This is a genomic window from Albimonas donghaensis, assembly GCF_900106695.1.
Lineage (GTDB): Bacteria > Pseudomonadota > Alphaproteobacteria > Rhodobacterales > Rhodobacteraceae > Albimonas > Albimonas donghaensis.
In genome coordinates, this window is record NZ_FNMZ01000010.1 from 35,684 (window position 1) to 48,394 (window position 12,711).

Consider the following 12,711-nt stretch of genomic DNA (forward strand, 5'->3'; position numbering starts at 1 on the left):
GCCTCGTTCGACCCCTTCCGCCACCCGTCCGGGCCGCCCTCGCGCCGGCCCGGACGCCGTTGCGGACAACGCCCCGGATTGGGCCCCGGATTGCGCCCCGGATTGAGGCCCAACCTCCCCTTTCCCCTCATCGGCTTTGGCCCTAGCCTCGCCGCGGATCGACAGGGAGGCCGCGCATGTTCCAGAATTTCGAGACCCAGGGCGACCGCGCCGCAGGCCCGGCCCGCCTCAAAGCCCTGCGCGCCGAGATGGCGCGCGTCGGGGCGGACGGGTTTCTCATCCCGCGCGGCGACGCCCATATGGGCGAGACCGTCGCCCCCCGCGACCAGCGCCTGCTCTGGCTCACCGGCTTCACCGGCTCGGCCGGGCTGGCCATCGCGCTGGCCGACCGGGCCGCGATCTGCGTCGACGGGCGCTACACGCTTCAGGTCCGCGACCAGGTGGACGGCGACGCCTTCGACTATGTGCAGATCGAGACCCAGCGCCCCGAAGCCTGGCTGAAAGCCGCCCTGCGGCCGGGCCGGAAGCTGGCCTACGACCCCTGGCTGCACGGCCATGACGGGCTGGAGGCGCTGCGCAAGGCCGCCGAGGAAGCCGGCGCCGAGCTGATCGCCACCGACAATCTCATCGACCGGATATGGGACGACCAGCCGGCCCCGCCCATGGGCCAGGTCATCGTCCAGCCCGAGGATCTGGCCGGCGAAAGCTCCGCCGCCAAGCGCGCCCGGCTGGGGCGGGAACTGGAGGAGGCCGGGCTCGACGCCGCCGTCATCACCCTGCCCGACTCGATCGCCTGGCTGCTCAACATCCGCGGCGCCGACGTCACCCGGATGCCCGCGCCCCACGCCTTCGCCCTGCTGCGCCCCTCCGGCGAGGCGCAGCTCTTCGTCGCCGCCGCCAAGCTGACCGACGAGGTCCGCGCCCATCTCGGCAACCAGGTGGAGATCGCGGAGCCCGAGGCGCTCGGCCCCGCGCTCGACGCGCTCAAGGGAGCGCAGGTGCTGGTGGACCGGGCTTCGGCGCCGGTCTGGGTCTCGCAGCGGCTGGAGGCGGCGGGGGCGACGCTGGAACGGGGCCAGGACCCCTGCGTCCTGCCCAAGGCCCGCAAGAACGCGGCCGAGCTCGACGGCGCCCGCGAGGCGCATCGCCGCGACGGCGCCGCGCTCGCCCGCTTCCTGCGCTGGCTGGAGCTGACCGCGCCCGAAGGCGACCTGACCGAGATCGACGTGGTTCAGGCGCTGGAGGGGTTTCGCCGCGAAACCGGCGTGCTGCGCGACATCTCCTTCGACACCATCTGCGGGGCGGGGCCTGACGGGGCCATCGTGCATTACCGCGTGACCGAAGCCACCGACCGGCGCATCGCGCCCGGGGACCTCGTGCTGGTCGATTCGGGCGCCCAGTATCAGGACGGGACCACCGACGTCACCCGCACCCTGGCCACCGGCCCGATCCCCGAAGGCGCCGCCCGCGCCTTCACCCTCGTGCTGCGCGGGATGATCGACATTTCGCGGGCCCGCTGGCCGAACGGGCTGGCCGGCCGCGATCTCGACGCCATGGCCCGCGCGGCGCTGTGGCGGGCCGGGCTCGACTACGACCACGGCACCGGCCACGGCGTCGGCGCCTATCTGGGCGTGCATGAAGGGCCGGCCGCGCTGTCGAAGCGCTCGACCGTGCCGATCGAGACAGGCATGATCCTGTCGAACGAGCCGGGCTATTACCGGGAGGGAGCCTTCGGGATCCGCATCGAGAACCTGCTGATCGTCACGCCGCCCTCCGTGCCCGACGGCGGCGAACGCGAGATGCTGGGATTCGAGACCCTCACCCTCGCGCCCATCGACCGCCGGCTGATCGAAACCGAATTGCTCGAGCCCGCGCAGCGCGCCTGGCTCGACGCCTATCACGCCCGGGTCGCGGCCGAGATCGCGCCCCTCCTGTCCGATCCCGCCGAGCGCGCCTGGCTGATCTCCGCCTGCGCGCCGCTGGGCTGAGACCGAAAGGCCCGACATGACCGACCAGACCCCCGCCTCCGCCGCGCCGTCCTCGCCGGGCATCTCGCCCGCCCCCGGCATCCGCGTGGTCCGCGCCTGGGGCGCCGTGATCGCCGAGACGACGCGCGCCCAGCTCGCCACGACGCCCGGGGTCGAGGAGCCCGAGGTCTGGTTTCCCAAGGAGGACGCGCTGACCTTCCTAGATCCGACCCAGACCACCGAGGACCGCCCCGGCCTGGGCCTGGTGCGGCTCTACGACATCATGGCGATGAACGGCGCCATCCGCGGCGCCGCCTGGGCGATGGAGACCCCGGCCCCGGGGGCCGAGGACCTCGCCGGCCATGTCGCCTTCGACCAGGAGCGGGTGACGGTCGAGCAGCTCTGAGGGCCGGCCGCCCCTGCGCCGCCCCTGCGCCGCCCCTGCGCCGCCACTGCGCCGCCACTGCGCCGCCACTGCGCCGCCACTGCGCCGCCATTGCGCCGAAAGCAAGCCATGGCACGACGCGAGATCACCACCGAGCGGCTGCGGCTCAGGGGCTGGAAGCCCGAGGACCACGCCCCTTTCGCGGCGATCTGCGGCGACGCGGAGGTCATGCGCCATATCGGAAACGGCGCGACCCGGACCCCGGCCGAGGCGGCGCGATCCATCCGGTCGTTCGAGCATGAGTGGCGCGCGCGAGGCTTCGGCTTGTTCGCGGTCGAGCGCAGGCGCACCGGCGAGCTGATCGGCTTCGCCGGGTTGTCCTGGCCGGGCTTTCTGCCGGAAATCCTGCCTGCGGTCGAAATCGGCTGGAGGTTCTCCAGGGCGAGCTGGGGGCGGGGCTACGCGACCGAGGCCGCTTCCGCCGCGCTGTCCTTCGGCGTGCACGACCTGAGCCTCACGGACATCGTGAGCGTTCATCAGGTCGCGAACCAGGCGTCGGCGCGCATCATGCGCAAGCTCGGCATGGTGTTCGACCGCAGAACGGTCGACCCGACCTGCGGGCGCGAGGTCGGGGTGTATCGTCTGCCGCAGCCGCAGGAGCAGGCCGACGCGACACGGACGGCCGGCCGCCTGCGCGCCCCGACTTGAGCCCGTCGCGCCGGGTCCCGCTCCGCCGGCCGGGCGCCGGCCCCCGGAACGCCGAAAGCCGCCGGCCCCTGGGGGGGACCGGCGGCGTCCGTTTCGGTCGATCCTGCGTCAGTCGATCCTGCGCGGGGCGCCGGCGTCAGACCGGCGGACGGCCGCGCACGGCGCGGGCGATCATGGCGATGATGAACAACACCGCGAAGACGAAGAAGATGATCTTGGCGATGCCCGCCGAGGCCGCGGCGACGCCGCCGAAGCCAAGAACGCCGGCGATGATCGCAACGATCAGAAAAGTCAGGGCCCAACCCAGCATGTCGTGTTCTCCTCGTTTTCAGGACGGTTGTCGAAACCGCGTCTGAGGAGAGAGCTAAGTCGGCCTGTGACGACTTTGCGGCGACGATGCGGACAAACGTGACCATCGCTCGATGATTTGGAGGCTTTTCGGCCCCCTCCCCCGCGCCCGCCTCCCACGCGCGCCCGCCAGACCGGGTTAGGCCGCGCGGCTCAGGAATGCTCCTCGCGGTGGGTCTCGATCAGGGCGCGGTTGAAGGCCTTGAGCGCATCCACGTGGTAGACCGCCCCGATCAGGTCCATGCGCCCGTCGGCATGGGTCTCCACCACCGGGATCATGGTCATGCCCTTGGCGGACTCGAACATCGGCAGCGCCTTCTCCAGCGTGTCCGTGCGCTCCAGCCGCGCGCCCTGCTCCACCAGCGCCCAGCAGGCGCTGTCCGACGCGCAGTCATCCGCCCCCCGCGGCCTCAGCACATGGCGCACCGGGATGGTGCCGGGCACCCAGCTCTCGGGCCCGCCCGCGATGCGGATGTTGCGCTTGGCCAGCAGGGTCAGGAAAAAGCTCTTCTCCACGAACCGGGCCGAAACCACCGTCGCCATCGACACCGAGGCCAGGATCGCGATCCCCGCCTGCCAGTCGCCGGTCAGCTCGAACACGATCATCGCCGTGGACAGCGGCGCCCCCAGCACGGCGGCCGCGAAAGCGCCCATGCCGGCCAGCGCGTAAAGCGACTCGGACCCCGAGACCGACGGGAAGATGTTCACCGCCACATGCCCGAAGGCGAGCCCGGTCATCGCTCCCAGCATCAGCGAGGGCGAGAAAACGCCGCCCCCCATGCGCCCGGCCAGCGTGATGGCCAGCGCCACCGCCTTGATCACCGCGAAGACCACCGCGTCCTGGAAGCCCAGATCGCCCTTGAGCACGCGGGTCGTCGTCTCGTAGCCGACGCCGATGATGTGGGGGAACTGCAGCGCGATCACGCCCAGGATCGCCCCCGCCACGCCGGGCCGCAGCCAGCCGGGCATGCGCAGGCGGCTCTGCACCGCGTCGCCGAAGCTCTCGGCCCGGAACACCGCCTTCATCACCGCCACCGCCGCCAACCCGCTGACCAGGCCGAGGATCAGGAAGGCCGGAAGCTCCTGGTAGAAGGCGAGCGAATGCTCGGGCAGGCGGAACTCGGCGACGTTGCCCATCTGGAGGCGCGAGATCACCGTGCCCGCGATGGCCGCGATGACGATGGGCGCGAAGGCGTGCAGCGCGAAATGGCGCAGCACCACCTCCAGCGCGAACAGGGCGCCGGCGATCGGGGCGTTGAAGCTGGCGGCCACCGCCGCGGCCACCGCGCAGCCCAGCAGGTCGCGGGCGGTGACCGGCGCCGCGTGGATGCGGTCCGACACCCAGGTCGAGATCACCGAGGCCAGGTGCACCACCGGCCCTTCCCGCCCCGTCGAGCCGCCCGTCGACAGCGTGATCAGCGACGCCGCGGCCGAAGCCAGCCCCGAGCGGATCGGCACCCGCCCGTTGCGCAGGGCCGCGGCCTCGATCACCTGGGCGACGGAACCCGCCCGCCCGTCCGGCGTGAACAGGTGCAGGATCACCCCCACCGCCAGCCCGCCGAGGATCGGCACCCCCACCACGATCACCGGGTCCAGCCCGGCCAGCGTGGTGTGCAGCCGATGGTCGTCGGCCCCGTAGATCAGCGTCTGGATCGAGGAGATCGCCAGCCGGAACCCCAGCGCCGCGGCCCCGCCCCCGATGCCCACCAGCAGCGCGATCAGCCAGAACTGCGCCTGGCTCGGCCCGTCCCGGCGCACCGCCGCCCGGGCGCGGGCGAAACGGTCGCGGACATGGCTCAGGGTCTGGGTCCGCAGCGCGCCCAGGCGCGCGAGGATCGATGCGCCCGGGCGCGTGGGCACCGAGGCGCGCAGGCGCGCGAAGATGGAGGGCCGGTCGGCCATGTTCGTCTGGGTCTCCGGAGGGGCGCGGCCCCGCATGGCGGTGCCCGGAACGGGATCGGGGGGCGAGGCCCCCTGCCCCGTCCGCCGGATCGGGAACGGGCCTCAGCCCTTGCGGCGGATGCCGATGGCGGAGCCCGCGCGCTCGGGCCGCGGCAGGCCGGCCTGCGCGTCGCCCAGCGCCGCGATCCGCGCCTGCGCCCAGTCCGGATAGGGCGCGGACTTGCGCGCGTCCAGATCGACGTTGATCGACAGCGATTCCGACACCGCGCAGAGCGAGCCGTCCGAGACCTTCAGCATCTCGCCGTAGAAATGCAGGCGCTTGGCGTCCCAGTCGAGCAGCCGGTAGGCGCAGTGGAAACGCTCGCCCTCCAGCAGTTCGCCGATGTAGTGCAGCGTCTGCTGCAGGATCATCGGACCCATGCGGTCGCGCTTGGCGAAGGCCTCGCCGACGCCGAGGATCGGGCCGAAGATATGTTCGGAGCTGACGTCGAAGGCCCGCGTGTAATAGGCGACGTTCATGTGGCCGTTATAGTCGATCCACTCGGGCGGGACGGCCATTTCCGGCGTCAGGATCGGCGCCGCCTCGAAGACCGGGATCGGGTCTCCGGGCCCGGGGGCGGCGGTTGAGGCGGGATAGCTGACGGACATGGGCGGGCTCCTCCGTGTCCCGCGTCGGTGCGCGGGCGGTCGACGTTTCTTGGCGGCGGCGCGCGGCCGGCCGTGGGGCAGCATGACCCGGCGGCGAGGGGGTTGCAAACCGGATGGGGCGGTCGCGGGGTCGCATTGGAAGCGCGCAGGCGGTGACGGGAGCGCGTTCGGGGGCGCGTTCGGGGGCGCCGTGGCCAGACCCGCCGCCGCGCAAGGATGCGGCCGGCCCCGTGGCCGGCGCGCCCCCGCGCCCCAAGCCCTCGGGACAGGGACGCACGCGCCGGTCGCGGAGCCTGCGCAGCCGGCGCCCCGCCCGGTGCGCAAGGCCCGGCGACGGGCGAGGCGCGGGACAAGCCGCGGCGCTTTCGCGGGACCGGGCGCATGCGGACCCGGGGTCGCATTGAGCGCGCGCGCCCGCCCGGCGCAGAGTGCCCGACCATGATCCGATCTCCGCGCCCCCGCCCGGCCTCGCCGCGCGCCTCGCGCCGTCCCGCGCGGGCGGTCGGGCCGGTCATGTTCGCCACGCTCGCCGCCCTGCTGCTGTCGCTGCGCGCCGTCGGGGCCGCGCTGGCGATGGTTCCCGGCGGCGCGGCGCATGAGGGGCAGGTCCCGATCTGCTCGGGCGCCGGGACCGTGCTGTGGATCTCGCTGGAGACGCTGGCCCCCGTCGCCGAGAACGGCGAAGCTCCGGCCGGGATCGCCGCCGATCCCTGCCCCTGGTTCGGTCTCGCCGCCGCGCTGGAGGCCCCGGCCCCGCCCGAGGCCCCGGTCCCGGCCCCCGAAGCCGCCTCCGTCGTCCCCCACGCGCCACGCGCGCCCCCGGCCTCCGCCCCGGCCGCCGCCTACCGATCGCGCGCGCCCCCGGTCCCGGTCCTGCCCTGATCCTTTCAGCCTGACCCAGAAACCGGGGCCGCGCCGCGCGCGCCGCCGACATCCCCGAACCGCCCCCGCCCGCCGGCACGTCCCGGCGCGGCGCGGCGCGCGTCGGCGCCTGTCGGAACGCGCCGCCGGTCCGATCCAGGACGACCTCCATGACCGACGCTTCCATCCAGGCCCGGCCCGCGCGCCGGGCGCCGGGCGACAACGCCCTCTACCGCGCCGTCTGGCGCTGGCACTTCTATGCGGGGCTTCTGGTCCTGCCCTTCGTGATCCTGCTTTCCGTCACCGGGGGGCTCTACCTCTTCAAGGACGAGATCAACGACCTGCTCCACGGCGACCTGCGCATCGTCGAGGCCCCGGCGGCCGGCGACGCCGCTCCCCCGCCCCCTTCCGCCCTCGTCGCCGCGGCGCTCGCCGCCCATCCGGGCGAGGCCCGCGGCATGGCCCCCGCCCCCGCCCCCGACCGCGCGGCCGCGGTGAAGGTGCGGGGCGCCGACGGCGAGACCTCGCTGGTCTACGTGAACCCCCATGACGGCCAGGTGCTGGGCGCGCTGTGGGACGGCGGCGCCGCCGGCTCGCCCGAGATGTGGACGGTGCGGAAACTGCACTCGCTGGCCCTGCTGGGTTGGGGCGGCGAGCGCGTGATCGAGGCCGCGGCCGGCTGGGTCCTGATGCTCTGCGTCACCGGGATCTACCTGTGGTGGCCGCGGGGCCGGGGGCTGGGCGTCTTCCGCCTGCGCCGCGGCGCGACCGGCCGGCCCTTCTGGCGCGACCTGCACGCGGTGACCGGCCTCTGGGCCGGGGTGGTGATCGTGTTCCTGGCCTTGTCCGGGATGCCCTGGTCGGGCTTCTGGGGGGCGAAGTTCTACGAAACCGCCGACGCGCTGGGGCTCGGCATGCCCGCGGGCTACTGGGGGAGCTATCCCGAATCGACCCCGACCCAGGGCGCCGTGCTCGACCGGACCGCGTGGCTGCTGGAAAAGGCGCCGATGCCGGCCTCCACGGTGCCCGACGCGGCCCCCGATGCGGGCGCCGGCGCGCATGACCACGCCGCCCATGGCGACGTGCCCGCCGCCGCCAGCCCCGCCATGCCCGTCGAGGGCGTCCCCGCAGGGCTCGACCAGGTGGTGGCGATCGTCGAGGCCCGCGGCATCCATCCCGGCTACACGCTGAACTTCCCGCGGGGCGAGACCGGCGTGTTCACCGCCTCGGTCTATCCCGACGACATCACCCGCGAGCAGGTGATCCACGTGGACCGCTATTCCGGCGAGGTGCTGTTCGACATGGGTCTCGCGGATCTCGGCGCGCTGGGGGCGGCGGCGGAATGGGGGGTCTCGATCCACATGGGCCAGGCCTTCGGGCGCACCAACCAGCTGGTGATGCTGGCCGCCTGCCTCGGCATGCTGACCATGGCCGTCGCCGCCGTGGCGATGTGGTGGAAGCGGCGCCCGGCCGGCGGTCTCGGCGCCCCGCGCCCGCCCCGCGACTGGCGCGCCCCCCGCGCGGTGCTGGTCATCGGGGCGGTGTGCTGCGCGCTGTTCCCGCTGACCGGGCTCAGCCTGCTGGCGGTTCTGGCCCTCGACGCCGCGCTTCCCGGCGCCTGGCGGGCCCGGCTGGCCTAGGCGTCTCGGCGCGGGCGGGGCCCCGCTCCGCCCGCGCCACCTTCCCCCCGGCGTCGCACGGGACTAGGCTCCGCCCCGACGGGAGGACCCACATGACCATAGAAAACGCCATCGCCACCCTGCGCGACCGCTTCGGCGACCAGCTGAGCACCGCCCAGGTCATCCGCGAGCATCACGGCCACGACGAGAGCTGGCACCCCGACGCGCTCCCCGATGCGGTGATCTTCCCCGAGACCACCGAACAGGTCTCCGAGATCGTGAAGATCTGCGCGGCCGAATCCTGCCCGATCACGCCCTGGGGCGTGGGCACCAGCCTCGAAGGTCACGCGCTGGCGGTGCAGGGGGGGATCAGCCTCGACCTCGGGCGCATGAACAAGGTGCTGGAGGTCCACCAGGACGACATGGACGCCGTCGTCCAGCCCGGCATCACGCGTGAGGAGCTCAACGCCTATCTGCGCGACACCGGCCTGTTCTTCTCGGTCGATCCGGGCGCCAACGCCACGCTGGGCGGCATGGCGGCCACCCGCGCCTCGGGCACCAACGCCGTGCGCTACGGCACCATGCGCGAGAACGTCATGGCGCTGGAAGCCGTCCTGCCCGACGGCCGCGTCATCCGCGCCGGATCGCGGGCCCGCAAATCCTCCACCGGCTATGACCTGAAGGGGCTGCTGGTCGGCTCCGAGGGCACGCTGGGCATCATCACCGAACTGACCGTGCGGCTCTGGGGCCAGCCGGAGGCGGTGTCGGCGGCCACCTGCGCCTTCGAAACCATCGAGGGCGCCGTCAACGCGGTCATCCAGACCATCCAGATGGGCGTGCCCGTGGCGCGGATCGAGTTTCTCGACCGCCGCTCGATCTCGGCGGTCAACGACTGGGGCAAGCTCGGCCTGCCCGACCAGCCGCACCTGTTCCTGGAATTCCACGGCTCCGAATCCGGGGTGAAGGAGCAGGCGGAAGTGTTCGGAGAGATCGCCGCCGACCATGGCGGGCTCGGCTTCAAATGGACCTCCAACGCCGAGGAGCGCGCCAACCTGTGGAAGGCCCGGCACAACTTCTTCTACGCCATGCGCGCGCAGCGGCCGGGCGCAAAGGGGATCTCCACCGATGTCTGCGTGCCGATCTCGCGGCTGGCGGAGATGCTGCTGGGCGCGCGCGCCGACATGGAGGCGCTGGGCATGGACGGGGCGATCGTCGGCCATGTGGGGGACGGGAACTTCCACGCGGGTCTCAGCTTCGACCCCGACCGGCCGGAGGAGCTGAAGAAGGTCAAGCAGCTCGCCGGGACCTGGTGCGAGCGCGCGATCGCGCTGGGCGGCACCATGTCGGGGGAGCACGGGATCGGCGCCGGCAAGACGCCGTGGATGCGGGCCGAGCACGGGGCCGCGGTGGACCTGATGGTGGAGATCAAGCGGATGATCGACCCCAAGGGCATCTTCAATCCCGGCAAGATGCTGGACGTGAACTGATGGCCGGCGCCGCGCCCGGCCCGAACCCGAATCCGGACCCGGAGGGCGAGGCCGCCCGGCTGGCCCGCGCCTTCCTCGCCTGCTGGTCGGCCCATGACGCGGAGGCGCTGGCCGCGCTGTTCGCGCGCGACGCGGATTTCGTGAACGTGGCGGGGCTGTGGTGGCATGGCGCGGGGCGGATCGGGCGAACCCATGGCGTGGCCTTCCGGACCTATTTCGCCGGCGCCGTTCTGACCGAGGAACGGCTGGAGACCCGCGCGCTCGGCCCCTTCGCCGCCATCGCCCGGGTCCGCGCCCGGATGGAGGGCCAGATCGGCCCCGACGGCGCCGCCGCCGGTCCGCGCCGGGCGATGCTGATCTTCGTATGCGAGACGCGGCCCGAGGGCTGGCGCATCGTCGCCGCCCAGAACACCGACATCGCCCCGGGCGCCGAGACGCGGGTGGCGGACGCCGATACCGGCGCCCTCGCCCCCGCCCGCTACGCCTGACCGGCGCAAGACATCCCGGACCGGGGCGGATCAGATCCCGGCCAACCCAGGAGGAGTTCCCATGACCGAAGCCTGTATCGACCCGACCCGAAGCGCCTTCGAGGCCTTCAAGGCCCTGCCCCGCGACGAGCCGCTGGCGATGCTCAACCTGGTCCGTTTCCGCGACCGCGCCGAATACGAGGCGGGCCATGCGCTCGCCGGCGCCGGGCTCACGGGCGCCGAGGCCTATGCCAATTACGGCCGCGACAGCGCGCCGGTGTTCTCGAAGGTGGGCGGCGCCATCGCCTGGCGCGGGGATTTCCGCTGCGTGCTGATCGGGCCGGAGGACGAGGCCTGGGACGAGGTCTTCGTGGCCAGCTACCCGACCGCCTCCTCCTTCCTCGCGATGGTCACCGACCCGGTCTACCAGCAGGCGGTGAAGCACCGGCAGGCGGCGGTCGCGACGTCGCGCCTGATCCGCTGCGCGCCCGCCGAAGCCGGCGCCGTCTTCGGCTGAGCGCGGGCGCCCGGCCCCCGACGCGGCGCGTCCCTCAAGCGGGCGCCGCGCAGGCGGACCGGGCGCGGCCGGCGCGGTCGCGCAGGCGCGGCGCAGGACAGCGGCGGCGTGGGTCGAGAGGGGGGAGGGCGCCTAGCCCCCCAGCAGGGCGCGGGCGGCGTCGCGGGCGGCGTCGGTGACGGTCTCGCCGGCCAGCATGCGGGCGATCTCGTCCTCCCGCGCCGCGGGGGCCAGCACGGTGACTTCGGTGCGGGTCGTCTCCGCGTCCATCCGCTTTTCGATCCGGTAGTGCCGGTCCGCCCGCGCCGCCACCTGCGGCGAATGCGTGACCACCAGCACCTGCGCCCCGCCCGCGGCCAGCGCCGAGAGCCGCGCCCCCACCGCCGCCGCGGTGGCGCCGCCGACGCCGCGGTCGATCTCGTCGAAGATCATCGCCCGGCTGCCCTCGACCCCGCCGGAGAGACAGACCTTCAGCGCCAGCAGCACCCGACTCAGCTCGCCGCCCGAGGCGACCCTGGCCAGCGGCCCCGCCGGCGCGCCGGGATTGGCGGCGATGCGGAATTCCACGCGATCGAGCCCCTCCGGCCCCGGCGCGCCCTCGGCCACTTCGGTGGAGAACACCGCCCGGTCCAGCTTCAGGGGCGCCAACTCCCCCGTCACCGCCCGGTCGAGCCGGCCCGCCGCCTCGGCGCGAGCCGCGCGCAGACGCATCGCGCAGGCCCGCCAGCCCGCCTCGGCCTCCCGCGCCTCGGCCTCCAGCGCGCCCAGCCGGGCCTCGCCGCCGTCCAGCGCCTCCAGCCTCGCGGCGAAATCCGCGGCCAGCGCCGGCAGCGCCTCCACATCCACCCGATGCTTGCGCGCCAGCCCGCGCAGGGCGAAGAGCCGTTCCTCCGCCCGCTCCAGCCGCATCGGGTCGAATTCCAGCGCGTCCAGCGCGGCCTCGATCCCCGACTGGGCTTCGCCAAGCTCGGTCAGCGCGCGTTCCAGCGCGGAGAGCGGCGCCTCCAGCCGGCCCTCGGCCGCGTCGGCGGCGTCGACCAGCCAGCGGGCGGCGTCGGCCATGCGGCCCTCGGCGCCCTCGTCGGGGCCGAGCGCCTGGGCGGCGCGGGCCACGTCCTCGCGGATGCGCTCGGCGGCCTTCATCAGCCGGCGCTCGGCGTCCAGCGCCTCGTCCTCGCCGGGCTGCGGGTCCAGCTCCGCCAGCTCGCCCGCCGCATGGCGCAGGAAATCCGCGTCGCGCTCCGCCTCCGCCGCCGCGGCCCGCGCCGTCTCCAGCGCCCGTTCGGCGACCCGCGCCTTGTCCCAGGCCGCCCGGCACTCCGCCAACACCCCCGCCACCCCGGCGAACGCGTCCAGGATCGCCCGGTGCCCGCGCGGGTTCAGCAGCCCGCGGTCGTCATGCTGGCCATGGATCTCGATCAGGGTCTCGCCCACCGCCCGCAGCAGCTCCGCCGAGGCGCGCTGGTCGTTGACGAAGCCCGAGGCCCGCCCCCCCGACAGCCGCCGCCGCAGGATCACCGCGTCGCCCGAAGCCGAGATCCCGGCCTCGGCCATGATCTCTCGCGCCGGATGGCCTTCGGGACAGTCGAACTCGGCCGCGACCGAGCCCTCCTTCGCCCCGGCGCGCAGCATGTCGGCCCGCCCCGCGCCGCCCAGCGCCAGGCCCAGCGCGTCGAGCAGGATCGACTTGCCGGCCCCCGTCTCCCCGGTCAGTGCGTTCAGCCCCGCCGACAGGTCGAGCGAGAGCCGCTCGATCAGCACGATGTCCCTGATATCCAGGCTGCGAAGCATGGCGGGCCGCT

At 73.9% G+C, this 12,711-nt stretch carries 12 protein-coding genes; 8 read left to right on the top strand and 4 right to left on the bottom strand.

Annotated features, from left to right (window positions below; all coding sequences use genetic code 11):
- Window positions 1-176 precede the first annotated feature (176 nt).
- The 3 genes from BLV24_RS18660 to BLV24_RS18670 all read left to right on the top strand — a co-directional run bounded on the left by BLV24_RS18660 (window position 177) and on the right by BLV24_RS18670 (window position 3,060).
- Window positions 177-1,988 (top strand): aminopeptidase P family protein, encoded by a 1,812-nt coding sequence (locus BLV24_RS18660; RefSeq protein WP_092684667.1) that lies wholly within the window; start codon window positions 177-179, stop codon window positions 1,986-1,988.
- A 16-nt stretch (window positions 1,989-2,004) separates the two neighbouring features.
- Entirely contained in the window at window positions 2,005-2,373 is a 369-nt protein-coding gene (locus BLV24_RS18665; protein ID WP_092684670.1) for a DUF427 domain-containing protein, read from the top strand.
- A 108-nt stretch (window positions 2,374-2,481) separates the two neighbouring features.
- Complete coding sequence (locus BLV24_RS18670) at window positions 2,482-3,060, top strand: GNAT family N-acetyltransferase (RefSeq protein ID WP_092684672.1); 579 nt, start codon at window positions 2,482-2,484, stop codon at window positions 3,058-3,060.
- A 136-nt stretch (window positions 3,061-3,196) separates the two neighbouring features.
- Here BLV24_RS18670 and BLV24_RS18675 read toward each other — a convergent pair whose 3' ends face one another.
- From BLV24_RS18675 to BLV24_RS22100, 3 genes are all read right to left on the bottom strand, one after another.
- A complete protein-coding gene (locus tag BLV24_RS18675; protein WP_092684674.1) occupies window positions 3,197-3,370 on the bottom strand; it encodes a DUF1328 domain-containing protein in 174 nt (57 codons plus the stop codon).
- A gap of 191 nt (window positions 3,371-3,561) precedes the next feature.
- Window positions 3,562-5,310 carry a chloride channel protein gene (locus tag BLV24_RS18680; protein WP_092684676.1) on the bottom strand — a complete coding sequence of 583 codons (1,749 nt, stop codon included), beginning with the start codon at window positions 5,308-5,310 and terminating at the stop codon, window positions 3,562-3,564.
- A 102-nt stretch (window positions 5,311-5,412) separates the two neighbouring features.
- Complete coding sequence (locus BLV24_RS22100) at window positions 5,413-5,958, bottom strand: thioesterase family protein (protein ID WP_176954829.1); 546 nt, start codon at window positions 5,956-5,958, stop codon at window positions 5,413-5,415.
- A 438-nt stretch (window positions 5,959-6,396) separates the two neighbouring features.
- Here BLV24_RS22100 and BLV24_RS18690 point away from each other — a divergent pair, with 438 nt between their 5' ends.
- The 5 genes from BLV24_RS18690 (at window position 6,397) to BLV24_RS18710 (ending at window position 10,909) form a co-directional block, all read left to right on the top strand.
- Complete coding sequence (locus BLV24_RS18690) at window positions 6,397-6,840, top strand: DUF2946 family protein (protein ID WP_176954830.1); 444 nt, start codon at window positions 6,397-6,399, stop codon at window positions 6,838-6,840.
- A 149-nt stretch (window positions 6,841-6,989) separates the two neighbouring features.
- On the top strand, window positions 6,990-8,459 hold the full coding sequence (locus BLV24_RS18695) for a PepSY-associated TM helix domain-containing protein (RefSeq protein ID WP_092684682.1): 1,470 nt from the start codon (window positions 6,990-6,992) through the stop codon (window positions 8,457-8,459).
- A 92-nt stretch (window positions 8,460-8,551) separates the two neighbouring features.
- A complete protein-coding gene (locus BLV24_RS18700) occupies window positions 8,552-9,925 on the top strand; it encodes an FAD-binding oxidoreductase (RefSeq protein ID WP_092684684.1) in 1,374 nt (457 codons plus the stop codon).
- Window positions 9,925-10,413 (top strand): SgcJ/EcaC family oxidoreductase, encoded by a 489-nt coding sequence (locus tag BLV24_RS18705; protein WP_092684686.1) that lies wholly within the window; start codon window positions 9,925-9,927, stop codon window positions 10,411-10,413. The genes BLV24_RS18700 and BLV24_RS18705 overlap by 1 nt, the downstream gene beginning before the upstream one ends.
- A 61-nt stretch (window positions 10,414-10,474) precedes the next feature.
- Entirely contained in the window at window positions 10,475-10,909 is a 435-nt protein-coding gene (locus tag BLV24_RS18710; RefSeq protein ID WP_092684688.1) for a DUF1330 domain-containing protein, read from the top strand.
- Window positions 10,910-11,041: 132 nt separating this feature from the next.
- Here BLV24_RS18710 and recN read toward each other — a convergent pair whose 3' ends face one another.
- Entirely contained in the window at window positions 11,042-12,700 is a 1,659-nt protein-coding gene (gene recN / locus BLV24_RS18715) for a DNA repair protein RecN (protein WP_092684690.1), read from the bottom strand.
- Window positions 12,701-12,711: the final 11 nt, after the last annotated feature.